This is a genomic window from Canibacter zhuwentaonis, assembly GCF_018531145.1.
GTDB classification, from domain to species: domain Bacteria; phylum Actinomycetota; class Actinomycetes; order Actinomycetales; family Microbacteriaceae; genus Canibacter; species Canibacter zhuwentaonis.
In genome coordinates this window covers 128,052-144,159 of the sequence record NZ_JAHDSZ010000004.1, presented here as the reverse complement: position 1 = coordinate 144,159, position 16,108 = coordinate 128,052, and the positions used below count along the sequence as shown (strand labels likewise).

At 43.2% G+C, this 16,108-nt stretch carries 16 protein-coding genes; 8 read left to right on the top strand and 8 right to left on the bottom strand.

From position 1 onward, the window contains the following. The 5 genes from KJY78_RS03670 (at position 1) to KJY78_RS03650 (ending at position 4,945) form a co-directional block, all read left to right on the top strand. Positions 1–789, top strand: coding sequence for a DUF262 domain-containing protein (locus KJY78_RS03670; protein ID WP_214337254.1), 789 nt, complete (start codon positions 1–3; stop codon positions 787–789). Between the two features lie 111 nt (positions 790–900). After that, on the top strand, positions 901–1,221 hold the full coding sequence (locus tag KJY78_RS03665) for a hypothetical protein (RefSeq protein ID WP_214337253.1): 321 nt from the start codon (positions 901–903) through the stop codon (positions 1,219–1,221). Further along, the gene (locus tag KJY78_RS03660) at positions 1,202–1,717 is read left to right on the top strand and encodes a hypothetical protein (RefSeq protein WP_214337252.1); all 516 of its coding nucleotides are present in this window, start codon (positions 1,202–1,204) and stop codon (positions 1,715–1,717) included. Before KJY78_RS03665 ends, KJY78_RS03660 begins: the two co-directional genes overlap by 20 nt. A 310-nt stretch (positions 1,718–2,027) precedes the next feature. Continuing rightward, the gene (locus KJY78_RS03655) at positions 2,028–3,470 is read left to right on the top strand and encodes an ATP-binding protein (protein WP_214337251.1); all 1,443 of its coding nucleotides are present in this window, start codon (positions 2,028–2,030) and stop codon (positions 3,468–3,470) included. 968 nt (positions 3,471–4,438) lie between these two features. Beyond that, a complete protein-coding gene (locus KJY78_RS03650; RefSeq protein ID WP_214337250.1) occupies positions 4,439–4,945 on the top strand; it encodes a DUF4357 domain-containing protein in 507 nt (168 codons plus the stop codon). A 43-nt stretch (positions 4,946–4,988) separates the two neighbouring features. On the opposite strand, the gene KJY78_RS03645 is transcribed toward KJY78_RS03650, so the two are convergent. Beyond that, positions 4,989–5,567 (bottom strand): type IV toxin-antitoxin system AbiEi family antitoxin domain-containing protein, encoded by a 579-nt coding sequence (locus KJY78_RS03645; RefSeq protein WP_214337249.1) that lies wholly within the window; start codon positions 5,565–5,567, stop codon positions 4,989–4,991. A gap of 620 nt (positions 5,568–6,187) precedes the next feature. Between KJY78_RS03645 and KJY78_RS03640 the strand changes: the two genes are divergently transcribed. Continuing rightward, positions 6,188–6,619 carry a GNAT family N-acetyltransferase gene (locus KJY78_RS03640; RefSeq protein WP_214337248.1) on the top strand — a complete coding sequence of 144 codons (432 nt, stop codon included), beginning with the start codon at positions 6,188–6,190 and terminating at the stop codon, positions 6,617–6,619. Positions 6,620–6,663: 44 nt separating this feature from the next. Here the strand turns inward: KJY78_RS03640 and KJY78_RS03635 are convergent, their stop codons facing one another. From KJY78_RS03635 to KJY78_RS06795, 3 genes are all read right to left on the bottom strand, one after another. Next, the gene (locus tag KJY78_RS03635; protein ID WP_214337247.1) at positions 6,664–7,881 is read right to left on the bottom strand and encodes a restriction endonuclease subunit S; all 1,218 of its coding nucleotides are present in this window, start codon (positions 7,879–7,881) and stop codon (positions 6,664–6,666) included. Then, the gene (locus KJY78_RS03630) at positions 7,824–9,845 is read right to left on the bottom strand and encodes an HsdM family class I SAM-dependent methyltransferase (RefSeq protein ID WP_214337246.1); all 2,022 of its coding nucleotides are present in this window, start codon (positions 9,843–9,845) and stop codon (positions 7,824–7,826) included. Before KJY78_RS03630 ends, KJY78_RS03635 begins: the two co-directional genes overlap by 58 nt. Positions 9,846–9,914: 69 nt before the next feature. Beyond that, positions 9,915–10,340: a YkvA family protein gene (locus KJY78_RS06795; protein WP_214337245.1), complete on the bottom strand. Its 426-nt coding sequence runs from the start codon at positions 10,338–10,340 to the stop codon at positions 9,915–9,917. 135 nt (positions 10,341–10,475) lie between these two features. On the opposite strand from KJY78_RS06795, the gene KJY78_RS03620 reads away from it, so the two are divergent. Beyond that, on the top strand, positions 10,476–11,873 hold the full coding sequence (locus KJY78_RS03620; protein WP_214337244.1) for an aspartate aminotransferase family protein: 1,398 nt from the start codon (positions 10,476–10,478) through the stop codon (positions 11,871–11,873). A 119-nt stretch (positions 11,874–11,992) separates the two neighbouring features. Here KJY78_RS03620 and KJY78_RS03615 read toward each other — a convergent pair whose 3' ends face one another. The 4 genes from KJY78_RS03615 to rplJ form a co-directional block, all read right to left on the bottom strand. After that, positions 11,993–13,327: an MFS transporter gene (locus tag KJY78_RS03615; protein WP_214337243.1), complete on the bottom strand. Its 1,335-nt coding sequence runs from the start codon at positions 13,325–13,327 to the stop codon at positions 11,993–11,995. Positions 13,328–13,356: 29 nt separating this feature from the next. Then, a complete protein-coding gene (locus KJY78_RS03610) occupies positions 13,357–14,097 on the bottom strand; it encodes a glycerophosphodiester phosphodiesterase family protein (protein WP_214337242.1) in 741 nt (246 codons plus the stop codon). A gap of 177 nt (positions 14,098–14,274) precedes the next feature. Beyond that, on the bottom strand, positions 14,275–14,658 hold the full coding sequence (rplL, locus tag KJY78_RS03605) for a 50S ribosomal protein L7/L12 (RefSeq protein ID WP_214337241.1): 384 nt from the start codon (positions 14,656–14,658) through the stop codon (positions 14,275–14,277). Positions 14,659–14,718: 60 nt separating this feature from the next. Beyond that, the gene (gene rplJ / locus KJY78_RS03600; protein ID WP_214337240.1) at positions 14,719–15,237 is read right to left on the bottom strand and encodes a 50S ribosomal protein L10; all 519 of its coding nucleotides are present in this window, start codon (positions 15,235–15,237) and stop codon (positions 14,719–14,721) included. Between the two features lie 280 nt (positions 15,238–15,517). Between rplJ and KJY78_RS03595 the strand changes: the two genes are divergently transcribed. Then, positions 15,518–16,108 (top strand): PH domain-containing protein, encoded by a 591-nt coding sequence (locus tag KJY78_RS03595; RefSeq protein ID WP_214337239.1) that lies wholly within the window; start codon positions 15,518–15,520, stop codon positions 16,106–16,108.

Here is a 16,108-nt window from a genome sequence, read left to right as displayed (position 1 = left end):
ATGGTATACGAAAAGAAAAGTATTAGAGCAATAATAGATGATGTAAATAGCAGGAGAGTATACCTTCCAGCTATTCAAAGGAAATATGTGTGGGGAGATTTACAAATTACAAGGTTTATGGATTCTATCACGTTAGGATACCCTATTGGAACATTTCTTTGGAAAGTTAAGAAAACTATAGTAAACCAAAAAGAGTATTCAATATACGAATTTATAAAGGATTATCATGGCAGAGATATGTATAAGAATCCTGTTGCACCACAGCCGTTTCCAATTGGTAGTAAGGATGAAACAATCTGGGCAGTTTTAGATGGTCAGCAGAGATTGACTTCTTTGTACATAGCATTACAAGGAAGTATGAGTAGAAAACTTCCAAACAAAAGATGGGAGAACGATGATGCTTTCCCTAAGAAGGAATTGTACTTTGATTTGCACAGTGAGAAAACTGATGACGAGGATATTTCCTATGAATTCAGATTTCTAACAGCGAATGAAGCTGCAAAGAATAAGGATGATAAGATTTGGTATTTAGTAAAAGATATCCTTAAGTATTCAGCTGAAGACTTATTAACAGAAGTCATCATTTCAAACGGCTGGGCAACTGATAAAGTTGCGACAAAAAATATTTCACTTTTACATACAAGATTTGTTACTGATGAAATCATCAATTACTTTGAAGTAGAAAAAGATTCGATTGACAGCGTATTGGATATTTTCGTTAGAGTTAATTCTGGCGGAACTGTTCTTTCAAAAAGTGACTTGTTATTCTCGACTATTGTTTCTCATTAGGATAGGGCAAGAGATGAAATTGATAAGCTGCTTTCAGAGATAAATAAGAAGGGCGAAGGTTTCAAGTTTTCTAATGACTTTATTATGCGTACTTGTTTATATCTTTTAGACATGTCTGTAGCATTAAAAGTTGAAACTTTCAAGAAAGCCAGCGTATTGAAAATAAAAGAAAACTGGGATGCAATCCGAAAAGCTATCAAGGATACCGTTGATTTACTAAATGAGTTCGGATTCAATTCAGAAAACATGATTTCTTATGTGGCTGTTTCTCCTATGGTCTACTACAGATACAAGGGTGGTAATTTCGATGCAAGTAGCAAAGCGGAATTAAGAAAGTATATTGTAATCACACAGGTTAGACAGATTTTTGGTACTGCATCAAATTTCTGCACTAACAAGCATTCGAGAGGCATTGAAAGCTGCCACAGCTAATTCGTTTAGTATGGCAAATCTTAATGGAATTAGATTTACAGGTGATAGATCTCTTCGATACACAGAAGATGAGATTGATTCAATGTTTGATACATATGAGATAGGTTCTTATACATTTATGCTGTTATCACTTCTGTACCCTAATTTGAAATATAGTCAGAAGGGATTTCATCAAGATCATATGCACCCACATACTGGATTTGAAGAGAGCAAAATCAAGGGTCTAGTATTGCCGGATGGAACTGTGATTGATGATGCTACTAAAGAAGATTGGCGAAGAAGAAGGAATACTTTAGCAAACCTTCAATTACTTGAGGGACGTGAGAACGAAGTAAAGAATGCTACTCCATTAGTCAATTGGTTAAAAGTTCTTGAAAATAGTGAAAATGCTAAATATCTTCCTGTAGATGTTTCATATGAACTTTCTAACTTTGAAGAGTTTATAGAGAAACGTCAGCAATTGATGAGCAAGGCATTAAAAGATATTCTTTTATAGTTATTTGCTTATACGAACAATAAGACAAATCAACACTCGTATCAGTTCGATATAACCATTTTAAGGGTGAAATAGGTATTCCACCATTCCCCAATACGGGAGGGGTTGAATATGTTTTTCATTGAACAATCGAGCCATTTTGAGACGGTCGGTTTATTATCCAGGTTAAATTGAAGCACTGCTGTCGAGTATTTATAATAATGCAGCCATTGAATTGCCCCTTATAGCAACCTGTGATATTGAACACTCCAAATAATCTATAGCTATTAGGTTATTATTTTATAAGTATCTAACTTTAGGAGGGGTGATAATGTCCGGTCGCATTCTGAGGGATTTGTATTTCTATTGCTCTGAACCTGAAAACCAATTTTTTGACAGAAAAAGCGCAAGGATCAAACCTTTAGATATTCTGCGGCATCTAGTTGCCTTCGCTAACGCAGAGGGCGGGCAGCTAGTTATAGGCATTGAAGACACTGGAGAAATTACTGGATTCAACTATGGAACAGCCCACGATATCAACGACTACAAAAACATATCTCTAACCGAATTAAAAGACACTCCTGTAAATACGATCTTTGACACTTTAGATGTTAAAAATGTAAACAATGAGGATGACAAAATATTAATCATTTCTGTAGATATCTCGTCTGACAGAGTTATCAAATCATACGACGGTAAAGTTTTTCTTAGACAGCAGGATAAATCTAAAGAATTAAATTTCGAACAGATTCACCACTTACAGTACGATAGAGGGCAACGAGTTTTTGAGGAGGAAATAGTCCAACTATCGGATCTAAGCGAAGTTGACGAAGATTTAATTAATTCCTATAAATCTCTACTGAACGTTCCCGAAAAGACCACTGAAGAGGTATTGAAAGCCAGAAATTTAATAATTAACGGGAAATTAACGAATGCCGGCATCCTGCTTTTTGGCAAGAATCCATCCAAATTTTTACCTCAAGCAAGATTGAGAGTTATTAAATACGATGGAAGCTACCAAAAAGTAGGCACAGATATAAATATCATCAAAGAGAAAACCTTTGACGGAGCTATCCCTAGTATTATTAAAAACGCAAAAGATTTTATTAATACACAATTACGTGATTTTCAGTATTTAGATGAAGATGGAAAATTTAAGACAATGCCAGAATATCCCGAGTTTGCGTGGTTTGAGGGTATAGTTAATGCTCTCACTCACCGCAATTATGCGGTTCGTGGAGAACATATTAAAGTTCTAATTTTCGATGACCGGATGGAAATAATTAATCCAGGACCATTACCTAATGTTGTAACGATAGGCAATATTTTGCATCAGAGATACTCAAGAAACCCTCAAATAGCCCGAACTCTATGTGAACTCGGATGGGTTAAAGAAATGAATGAGGGCGTTAAGAGAATTTATTCCGAGATGGAAAAATTGTTTTTAAAGCAGCCAGAATATACCGAACCGAATGGCAACGTTGTCCTAACCTTAGAAAATAATATTTTAAACAGAATTCTGAGGGCATTAGATAAAGCAAAAAATACACTACCCGAAAAAATATTTGACGAATTAAACGAAAGCGAAAAGTTAGTAATCTCCTACATGTTTAATAGCGGAGAAACAATGACCACTAAAAAAGCAATAGGTCTTATTGGCAAAAGTAATAGTTTTTGCGGCAAACTGCTTAAAACTCTTAAAAACAAAGGCATATTGGAATGGCATGGAACTTCCACGAAAGACCCCTCGCAATATTACACGCTCAACCTTTAGTCACGTCATAAAACCCAAACGAGCTAGCGCGTGCGACAATGAATCAATTAGACCACTAGGGAAACAGCTGTTCTGCAACTTCCACCAGTATCACAGCAATGGCTCACATCTCTGCAAAAATTTCAACTACCGCCACTCGGGTATCCGACATTAAGCCTCTTCGCGATAGCCTTTGCTACACCTCATGCATTTACGCGTAGATTCCTCCAGTTGCTATTAACGAACTATGAGTACCGCGTTCAAACAATTTACCGTCTCGCGGAAGTCTGCGATAGAAGCACCCATCAGCCATCTTCTTAAACGTATGAATCACTAGGTCTCTAGTCTGCGATAGATCTGATGAAAGAGAAAAATTTTACTACGTTTTACTACCCTACACAAACCAATACCCCCCCCCCCCCGGCAACGATTATAACCACCAGTCCCCCTTTTACAAGCACACCACCGCCTCACTAAAATCAGCGCGTTGGATATGTTCCCGCATACGCATCATTTTGAGACGGTGTGCCTGCTGTCACGCAAACAAAATAGTCGTGTCACAATGGTAAAATAGCGAGTAATAATGCATACAACGCGATAAAAGGACTAACTTATGGCAAGAGGAAAAGCTATAAATTTATACCTGATGGATGGCGATCCTAATAGACGCATCAAGTGCATCTTAGCTAATTTGGACAGGAGTGGTCTATAAGATACCTAAAATCCTTCTTGGCGATGCAAAGAATATTAATTTTCTCAACCAGTCAGGTGTCTACTTCCTGTTTGGTGAAAATGAAAAAACGGGCAAGCCTCAGTGCTATATTGACCAGGCGGGCGTTCGCAAGACCGAGCGAGGGGTTCTCGGTCGCCTAGAGGAGTGGAAAAGGGATGCTGAAGGTGCTTGATGGACGACGGTCGTTGTCTTTACAACCTCAAATAATAGTTTTGGTCACACGGAGATTAGCTACCTAGAAAATCGCTTTTATAACATGGCGAAAAAGGCTCGGCGCTATCAGACAAAAAATGGCAATGATCCAAACCCTGGCAACATCACCGAGGAGAAGGAAAGCGAATTAGAAGAGTATATCGAATACGCCGAAATTATTATGGGCGCTTTGGGCTATAAACTATTTAAACCCCTTCTAGAACAGACTCAGGCGCAAGAGCAAGAGTCGGAGTCAGAATCTACCGGCAATGAACCTGTTCTTCACCTCAAATACGGTCAGGCAGATGCCTCGAGTCAGCAGACGGACGAAGGCTTCGTTGTTTTCGAGGGCAGCCGCATTTCGCCTAAACCGACACCGAGTGCGTCCGCTAATGTGCATAAAAATCGAGAACGTCATGCTGAGAAAATCGATGCGAATGGCAAGCTGGTTGACAGCGTGCTCCTCGGCAGCCCTTACCAAGCGGCATGTTTTGTGAGCGGAGCAAGTGTGAACGCAAAAGATCACTGGAAAACAAAGGACGGAATCCCGCTCGGCCGATTGAAAAGCTAGAAAATCCACTTCCCCCCCCTAACTATTATCCGCAGAATATACCTTACATAATTTCCACATATTTTCTTATTTCGTTTTCAATGCCCAAAATTTTGCTATATTTAACCAATTCATTAACATTCTTATTTTTACTGCCAAAATAGCCTTTGATGGCATCAGTGAATAATTGTTTATCAATATATTTCCGCTTCAAAACAATATCACATATACACCTCTCCATGTTGTAACAACTAACTACAGAGCCAACTGGCGTTTCTTTTTGGATGATACCCACAGGAAACAGTTTTCGCTCTATATAGTGAACTCTCACAAGCGGAAATTTCCGTTTTATGTGCCCGGCGTTATACCCCTGCGGAACACTAATATGAAAAGTGTTTGGAGTTCTATCGTTAAAACCATGGAGGTACAGAGCTGTGTGGAAAGAAAAAACAACCTGTTGATTCTTAAGGTAGATATTTGCAAAATCATCGTCCAATGCGTCTTTTCTCTTGTAAACCCCGTTTTTAATCCTCTCTAACTCGCCTCTTTGAGCAAGCGAAGCTAAAACGTGCCTTTGGACACCCATCTCTTCCGCTTGTTTGTTTGTAACAATGTTATTTTCTAAAAAATATCTTTCCTTCATAAAATCAGCCTCCTTTACATTTGCGCTTTTATATCTTTAAGTTAAAGAGTATTTGTAATATAATATTCTAGCAGGGCGAAAACCCGCTGCTAAAACTTCACGTTTGCGTTTCGGTTCAAGACAAGGATCACAGTCACTACTCCGCCTTTACAAACACGCCAAAGCTTCAGTACAATCAGCGTTTTACGATATTATAATCACAAGAGAGGGGGCTGACAGTGACAACATAGTATGACTACATGATACAAGCCAGCGAGCACGCCGGCAGTGACGGTGACTTGTGGTTCCGCTACCTTTACAAAGTCATTCAAAACGCAGAAACCAAACTAACCAACGATGATGTTGCACGATTGCTAAAAAGTCACGTTTTGACACCCTTTCAAAAAGCCACCCTGCAAGATGCCCTAACTGCAGGAACACACAAGGGCTCACGTTTTACAGGCGAATCGTAAAAGCCCGCCAAAAAACATTCTTAAAATATTTGAAGAAGGTAACTATGGATAAGCAAGTTGTTTAAAACCCTCAACATCAAAAGCGCATATCGTCCTTGAAATCATCATAGAACCCTGGGAAGTAATATCTGTAATATTATTACACATCCTAATAGAAAGAAGGCAAACGTGTGGAGCATAAAAAAGTTCGATGAACTATCGACGGATGACCTGTTCGAGATTTACAAGCTGCGAGTAAGTATATTTGTCGTTGAACAAGAGTGCCATCATCAAGAAGTGGATGACAACGATAAAGTATGCTTACACGGGATGAAATGGGTTAATGGTAAATTAGCTGCTTATTTTAGACTGATCCCAAAAGAAGATGGTATTCACCTGGGCAGAGTTATAGTAGCCCCTTCTTTTCGCAATAGGGGCTTAGGGAGGGAGCTGGTGCAGACTGCTTTAAAAGAATGTCAGCTTAAATTCCCAAACGCCACAGTACACGCACAGGCGCAAGCCTATTTAAAATTGTTCTATTCCTCTTTTGGCTTCAAAACCACATCTAACATTTACTTAATGGGCGGCATACCACACATTGACATGGAATTGCAGGCATAACAAACCACCTAATTGTTAGAACCGCCTACCACGACTACTCCTAATTAATTTTGTCCTATAACTTCTTTTGTTGCCGCTATTTTCATTTCTGCATAAAGCACCACATCCTTAATAACAAGCTTTTGAATCGCTACAACCAGGGTGGTTATAAAATCAAAATCAATTTCACCATTCTTTGTTGGGAGCTGGATTTTTAAATCTTTAGCTATACTCCAATGTCTTGAATATCCTTTATCTACTATTCCTTTTTTCCATGAAGAAATAATAAAAAGTAATTGTTTAAGTGTATAATTTTGTAACGGTTTTAAGACTTTTACATTATCCATTACACAGAAATCGGCACTTGCTATATTAAAGCTCCTCGTATGATCTCCAAATACAACATAAAATGATGTTTCTTCGTTTATTCTATAAGTGGCGGATGTTTTTGTGTATCCCATTATCCCATTATTTCCAGAAATAGATGAGTAAACCGGAATTTTGCCTCCTGTATCTAAATTTTCTTTAGTTAATTTTAATTTAATGGGTTCAATTTTAAAAAGTTGGTTATATTTATACTTGCTCCATTTGATTTTGTTCTCTGAAACCAGTTTTACGGCTGCTTGCTCATCGTTAGACAGTTCATAATTGTCTAGCCCGCTTGCTTTCAGATAAGCTTCAAGCTCGCTTACATAAGCCGCTTCAAGCTCGCTTACATAAGCCGCTTCAAGCTCGCTTATATAAGCCTCCATATATGAAAATGCAACACCTTGTTTTTTATACGGGATAGTTACGATAACTTCTTTTGCCCTATCTCGATTAAATTTATTTCCATAATCAAATTTACCTCGAGTTGCTGCTCTAAATGAGATAACAAAATAAAGTAACGAAAGTTTAGACCACTTTCTAAAGGGAAACATTCCTTGAACATGAGAATAACCAATAAAATCATTCGGTTGATAAAAAATACTATCTGATGTTGTTGTGTCTGAAAATGTGACAGTGTTCCTCTTTTCAGTTGGCTCTAAGTTTACATATCCACCTATTCCATTATTCAGACTTGAATTAACTACAACTGGAGTATTACCTTTTGTTTCAAACAATCTTTGATTAGTCAATCCATAATTCTTTGTAGGGCGTATTTCAAACAAGTCTCCTACCCTCGTATCTCTCCACTCTCCCCCAGCTTTTGTAAAGTCGTCTTTCAACTTCTGCAAAGCTGGGCTTAGGCTTTTTTTGAGCGGTCTTCTCCTTTTTGTTTTAGCAGCTGGGTCACTTCCCAAGATAGATAGTCAGCAACCGTTGTCTTAAAGTCCTCTAAGGTTGGCTTAGTATCAATAACTTGATGCTGCTCAAAGTTCCAGTCGTTTCCTTTAGCAGTGATAAAATCTTCGATATAAGTGGCTTCTAAATCCCAGGCAGCGTTCACTTTGGCTTGCTTACCCGCTTTGTATATTTTAATAATATCTTGGTAACGTTGAACGGGGCTGTCCACTTCAGAAACGCCACGTTTGGCGCGTTTATAGCCGTCATTTCTAAAGTCAATAAACTTTACAGTCTTGTCAACATCGTGAGGCTTCTTAGCTTCAAAGATGTAAATAGACGTTTGCACACCAGCCATTGGAACGAATAAATCAACGGGCATCTTAATAGAGGCTAGCATGGTGTGTTTCCGCAGGATAGACTGCGCCGTCCTGGTCGCTTTTCCAGAACCGGCCGAATCCTGAATAATAATTGCTCCCAGGCCACCTTTTTCCATCTTGTCCAAACCGTGAGCGAGGAAAGGAAGACCGTTTTCCTCATAAGAAAAAGGAGGGTTAAGAAGCAGTCGGTCAGCCTTAAAATCTTCAAAAAGACTTTCTGGACGGTTAAAAGCAGAGCCTTTTTCAATACGGCTAGAGCCATCACCTCGCAAAATCATGTTGGTCGCAGCTAAGGTAAACATCTCCGCGTTAAGCTCAACACCTAAAAGATTATCTCTCTTCAATTTTGCAATTTCATCATTAGCTTGAGTTGTTGATTTACCAAAAGTCGCATTAGCATCATCAATCATCAACTCCATAGCAGAGATAAGAAAACCTGCCGAACCTGTCGCCAAGTCCATAACTTTATTGTCTTTTTTAATATTGAGCAGCTGCGCCATCATACTAGTCACACAGGGTGGTGTTAAGACAATACCGATCTCTTTGCCATCACCCAGGGCATACTTGAGAAACTCAGAGTACATCTCACCCATAATATCGATGTGCCCGCCGAGACCATCAATTGATTTAAAAATATACTCGTATATAAAAGTAAAGATTTGTTTAGTAACACTCGATTTTCCATCAATGAGTTTAGCTACTTCCCTGTCAAGCTCTGTCACTTCATCACGTTGGCTGTCTTTAGAAATTTCTCCAAAAGAGGCGAGCATGAGCTTACGCTTGGTATCACTAAGTCCACTAACGGTCAAAAAGTTAGCGATGTGACTCACAATTTTTTCGCCGTCACGATTTCCGCTTAATTGACTCCCGTGAAGATCAGCTGGAGTTAGACCATCGCCGAGTTTCTGCAACTCATCACCGTCATTCTTTACAACCTCTTGCATGGCAAGAAGCATCCCCGACACATAAAGAACACGTTGCGGAGCTGTTATATTGTGATTGTGCATAAGGCGATTGAGTTTTTTAGCATAACCCTGCAAGGTTGCCTGACTATCAATCAGGAGCTGGTGCTTTTCGTCTTCTGTTAGCACTGCTTCATTGTAAAAAGTCTTAAAAGTATGCTCACTTTCTAGAAAATCTAGAGAACGAACAGCTGTCAACTCTTTATAAGCGTTCAAAGCCGAACCAAAGACGTAATAAACTTTGATTGTGACATTGTCATCATTATCACCGGCCACACCAATAGCGAAAACTTCACTATACTTACCTGATGCAATCATGCTGCGAGCATAGTAAAGAGCTCCGTTAACAGCAAAATCACTAATTGATTTATCGTCTTGTTTAACACCGTCTTTCGCCTCTGAAATTAATTTTTTAACTGAATATTTATTTTCAAAAATGACCGGACGCTGATATCTCTCAACATGAAAATCAGGTCTGCCAAAGTTGGTTTTAGAAGCTGTTTTAGCTGAACCGCTAAGCGCTTCTTTCATATATTCACTCATTGATGATTCTTCGTTGTAATCTTTGTGTTTTGTTAAACCGATTGTTTCCAACCGTTTTTTAACCCAATCATTCACATCTGATTCTAGCTTCCAGTTCATGTTTTCTCCGTAACTTTTGATTAACCTAAAATAGCTTGAGAGTTCTTCTCCAACACCTAATTAATAATTCTATTCCCTATCGCCCCTGGCAGAACTCTTGCGTTCTTTCTGCCACCGCCGATAGTTCTGAACGTCTTTACTGACCAATTTCCAACACGTCGCAACAACAAGGGCATCATCCACCTGCCCTAAAATCGGAATCCAATCTGGAATCACATCAAGCGGAGACAAAAAGTAGATTAAAGCGCCAACAATAGCCAAAATGCTTCTTCCTGGAACACGAGCATAATCCTTCTTCCAATAACTGCGCACCATGCTGACTAGAATCGGTATCATTTTTAATTCCTGCCGCATAAAAGGAATCCACTTCACCTTTTTGTCCAGCTTTTCAAGAAAAGATTCCATTTTGGAATCATCTTTCAACAGGGCTTCGGCTTTTTGATAGCGACTTCGCAATTCTTTCAAAGCTCGTTTTTTGTCGAACTGTTTTTCCACTATTTCACCTCTTTCTTAAAATGCTGAACTATCCGAAGAGAGATTACCCTTAAATCATATCCGCGTATTTCACAATATCCAAAATAGGCTAAAATATAAATATTACTGTAAACCATTTGAGACAGAGGAGTCATAATGAATGACTACACCGACCTAGCAGGCAAAACCAAGAGCTTCGGCGACGCGACCAGCGAGCGCGAGGTGCGAGAGCTCGACCGCGGCTACGTGTTCCACTCCTGGTCTGCCCAAAACAAGATCGATCCGCTGCCTGTTGCGCGTGGCGAGGGCGTGCGGTTCTGGGATTACTCCGGCAAAGAATACCTCGATTTTTCTTCACAGCTGGTGAACCTCAATCTTGGGCATCAGCACCCGGGTCTGGTTGCCGCGATTAAAGACCAGGCGGATCGCCTCGCCACCATCCAGCCGGGTTTCGCCAATGACGCGCGCGGCGAGCTCGCAAAGCGGATCGTTGAGAGCAGTTTTGAAAACGCCCGCTCGGTGTTCTTCACAAACGGTGGCGCGGAGGCCAACGAGTACGCAATCAGAATGGCCCGCCATCACACGGGCCGCCAAAAGGTGCTGTCTCGTTTCCGCAGCTACCACGGCTCCACCGCAACCGCGATAACACTCACCGGCGAACCACGCCGCTGGGCAAACGGCACGCTCGACCCTAATATTGTGCATTTCTTCGGGCCGTACCAGTATCGCTCAGAGTTTTATGCCGAATCCGCCGAGCAGGAAGCAGAACGCGCACTGCGCCATCTCGAGCACACCATTGAGCTTGAGGGCCCAAACACGATCGCCGCAGTTATCCTCGAAACCGTAACCGGCACAAACGGCGTCCTGATGCCGCCTCCCGGCTATCTTGAGGGGGTTCGCGCCCTCACGCGCAAGCACGGCATAATGCTTATTTGCGACGAGGTTATGGTTGGTTTCGGCCGCCTCGGCTCAATGTTTGCCTTCCAGCAGTTCAACATAACACCCGATCTTGTAACGTTCGCAAAGGGCGTTAATTCCGGCTATGTGCCGCTCGGAGGCGTGATTTTGTCGGCAGATGTGCACAACAGCTTCACCGAAAATACCTTTTTTGGCGGGCTAACATACAGCGGGCATCCGCTAGCGTGCGCCGCTGGTGTGGCAACCTTCGATATTTTCAAGCGCGAAAACATTCTGGAGCGCGTGCAGGATCTGGGCGAGCGCGTGATCGCTCCCACCCTGGCGGAGTTCGCACAGCGGCATCCGAGCGTCGGCGAGGTGCGTGGCCGCGGGCTGTTCTGGGCTATCGAGCTAGTCGCCAACAAATCCACGCGCGAGCCGCTGATACCTTTCAATGCCGCAGGCGATGCCGCAGCGCCTATGAACAGTGTTGTATCCGCTTGTAAAGAGGGCGGGTTGTGGCCGTTCGCAGCTAGCAACAGGCTGCAAATTGCGCCGCCGCTAGTCATTTCTGAAGCGGATCTACGTTTGGGACTCAGCATTATCGACAACGCCCTGCACGTAGCCGACGCGGAAGCCTCAAAACTTAGGGAATAAATAAACCATAGCGTTATAACAGATTCGTATTTCATAACCTTTTTCGGGGTGTGTAATCCGAACTAAACCATAAAAAATGGCGGTTGCAATACAGCAACCGCCATTTTTCTATACTCTTGTTAGTTTACTACAACTTCCTCCACGGGCTTATTATTCTTTACATTTTTGCGGTTAAGCAGCACCAAAGCCAGCGCGCAAATACTGCCCGAGAAAGCAACAACAATTCCAATTTGGAAAATAATGTTGTAGGCTTCAACAACGTTACCCTCGTGCGCGTCAAGCAGTTTACCGTTCGTCAAATAAACCCAGAAAATTGGCGCATAGGCCGCAAACGAGCCAACGCTCATCGCTGCGCCCACATATTTCTTTGGAATATCAAGCTCTGCAATGGGCGCGAGAATAACACTCTTAGCCAAGAAAGCCGCCGCAGAAAACGCGATCAAAAGCACCATTGTCACAACAAAGTTTTCGCGGATAAGCACAACACCCGCAAGCACAATCGCTGAAAGCAAAAGTGACGCACAAATCATTTTTGACGATGACTTAAACACAAAATCAGAGATGAAACCTGAGGTCACACCCATTATCACACCCATAAAAGCGGTATTAAAAATACCAAACAGAGCGGTTTGAGCGGTCGAAAGCCCGTACGCATTCTGCATATACGGCACGCTGTAAATAAGAATTATGTAACCCCAGTAAACAGTCATTGCGCTAACCGCGGCGAGCCAAACCTGCGGTCGTGCAAGCACGCTCAAAAGACCGACAAGCGCTTCAAGCGACTTGTTTTTTGTTACCAATTCTTCGCTTATCCGATCCTCAGGAACAGCCGCAATGCCGTTTTTCGGCACATACTTCAGAATCAAAAGGATAAGCGGAATAATCAACAGGTTGTAGGCAAGCATCCCGCCCTTGAACACAACGATACCGCTGACGGCGGTCATAACCGCCATAACGCCCACAATCAGCAGGTTCATCAGCGTTTCTTGTAAGCGACGCACAGATTCGAACAGACCAAAGCCCATGCCACTCTTGCTCTTATCTATGAAAAACACAATACCGTTAAGCACTGCCGGCCAGAATACTGCATCCACAACACCCCATGTGAACGCAATAATTTTGAGCACATCAAACGGCGGAGTGAAGAAAATAATAATCGACATGGTCGCAAAGCGAATAATTAAACCTGTAATCAGAATAGACCTGATAGAAAAGCGGTTATTTACCCAACCCGCCGGAATGTACAGGAATATTGAAATACCAATAAGGCTAAAAATAATACCCAGCTCTTCGTTATTAACCTGCAGCACATCAAGCAACAGGTTATAAAAGGTGCCTTTGAACGCCTCAAAGCTTGAGTATATAAGCTGTCCGGCTGTGATCACAGATAAGAACCCTACAAGAGCCTTTCTGTTCTCTAAGCCAAGCTTATTAATTATTTTTTGCACTGCCATTTACCTTTCACGATAGTATTTTGGTCAATTTATTGTAGGTAAGAAAGTTCGTTTGCAAAGTCGGTAAAAATACCGTCCACACCCCAGTTTTTAAGCTCATTCGCCCGAACCCTGTTATTCACCGTCCACACATTAAGCTGGTATCCGGCGTTTTTTATTTCAGCAACCAGCGCCCGGGTGACTTTTTTGTCCTCCAGGTTAATCGCCTGCGCGCCGCAGTATTCCGCGATTGTGCGCCAGTCATTATAGAAAGTGTGCGCTTCAAACAGCACCGCGCGACTAATCTCTGGCAGGTGCTGCTGCGCTAGTTTAAGCTGCGTAAAATTGAAGCTTGAAATCAGTGTTTGAATCTCACGGTTAAGCCGAGCAAGCTCCTTTTTTAGTTCGCGGATCATCGCCTGCGTAAGCGCGTAACCGTTCTTGCCAGTCACTCCTTTGAGCTCAATATTAAGGTTCATGCCGGTGCTATTGGAGAAATCCACCATCTCGGCCAGGGTCATAATTCTTTCCGCCGCAAACTTAACGTCGTACCACGCCCCAACGGAAGCGTTTTTAATGTCAGAATAAGCAAGCTGACTAACTTCGCCGCACATATCGCTCGTGCGATCCATCTCGTCATCGTGAATAATAACGGGCACTTCGTCAGCCGTAATTGCGAGGTCAAACTCTATCCACCGCACGCCCGGAATGCTGTGCGCAAGCTTAAAAGCTGCGCGGGTGTTTTCAGGAGCTTGACTCGACAAACCTCTGTGGGCAAATACGGTAACCATATCTCCATCTTTAATTTGTACTGGTAGTAACAACAGTTTAATACTACCCTAAAATTAGGAGAGGCATTGCGTTAAAATTAATACCACAGTTGCGCAAGGGATTGCCCTGAAACAAAATTAAAACACAATAGGGGCGGATATAAAATAACATCCACCCCCAACTGCGTAAAAAGAAACTTATGCGAGTTTAACGCCAGCGCCAGCTTCTTCAAGTTTAGCTTTAGCTGCCTCAGCATCTTCTTTCTTTGCACTCTCAAGAACAGGCTTTGGAGCCTCTTCAACAAGTGCCTTAGCTTCTCCAAGACCGAGTCCGGTGAGCTCGCGCACAACCTTAATAACAGCGATCTTCTTATCGCCAACTGATTCAAGAATTACGTCGAATTCGTCTTTCTCTTCAGCAACTTCTGCTTCTCCGCCAGCTGGCGCAGCCGCTGCAACAGCAACAGGTGCGGCAGCAGAAACCTCAAAGGTCTCCTCGAAAGCCTTAACGAACTCAGAAAGCTCGATAAGGGTTAGCTCTTTGAACTGCTCAATAAGCTCTTCAGTTGAAAGCTTAGCCATTGTTTATCTCCTTGTTTTTTGCTCGTGCACACGAGCGACATTTGATTAAGCTGAAAAACCTTACTGGTCTGACTGCTCTTTTTTGTCGCGCAATGCACCTGCAGCGCGGGCAAGACCTAACGCTGGTGCACTGAACATATAAGCTGCGCTGAACAGTTTCGCCTTCATAGCTGCTGCAGCTTTCGCAAGCAGAACCTCACGGCTCTCCAGATCAGCAAGCTTTTTGACCTCATCCGCAGAAAGAGGGTTGCCATCGAAATAGCCACCCTTAACTACGAGCTGAGGATTTGCCTTAGCGAAGTCACGCAGACCCTTAGCAACAGCAACCGGGTCACCGTCAATGAACGCAACAGCGGTTGGACCGGTGAAGTGCTCATCTAGCTCGGTGATACCAGCTTTGTTTGCCGCAAGTTTAGTAAGCGTGTTCTTCGCCACGGCGTACGACGCGTGCTCGCGAATGCCGTTGCGCAATTCGCGCATCTGGCCTACGCTAAGACCGCGGTACTCGGTCAGCAGAACGGCGTTTGACTCTTCAAACTTCTTTTGAAGATCAACTACCGTAGCATCCTTCGTCGCCATGGCGCTCCTTATAAGCTTGATCGATACCCCGCTAACGGTTGTTAGCGGGCAACCAGAGGCAGCCGCACAAACAAAAAGCTCCGGCGCAGGGCACGGAGCTAAACCTCAAAAGGAATATAATCGCGCCTGCGCAGGTTTGCAAAATGCAAGTTACACGGAAAACCCGTAACCGGCGGTCTTTGGCCAGTGACAAATATAGCAGAAATTTGCGTCAACGCGCAACTCGTACACAGCCGCACACTTGGCGATGCCGCCGCCACCGGAGTATCCTTAATATACTATGAACTATCCGCATGCCACAACGACACTGCACGCGAGCGACCCACAGCACGAGCGCGCGCTGCTGCGATTTCGCCAGCACGCCAGCAGGCTCACCGGCGCGGTGCTGTGCCTGCTCGTTGCCGCACTGATCACAGGAGGCTGGCTTGGGTCTTTCACGGATCCGCTGCTAAATATTTTGGCTGCAGTCGGCGTGTGCGCACTGGCGATCGGCGGGTTTTTAGCGCCCTACACGAGCTGGCTCGCGCGCCGCACAACCATCACAACACAGCGCGTAATCATACGCGAAGGCGTGTTTGTGCGGCGGCGGCACGAACTGCAGGTCGCGCAGGTGCGCACAATCAGCACTTCACGGAATATTTTGCAGCGGATGCTTGGCAGCGGCAATATTACCGTCTCGCTGCACGGATCCGCATCGAATGTTGTGCTCGCGAACGTGCCGGGCGTGCGTGATGTGACCGAAATTCTGCAGCAGCTCGCTGCCAGCAGCTATGCCGCACAGACCAGATCGCAGCACAGCTTTTTTGCAGCGCAGCAGTACGACACCAGCGCGGTTGGCAGCCCGTATCCGGCGCAATCAATGCCCTACTAA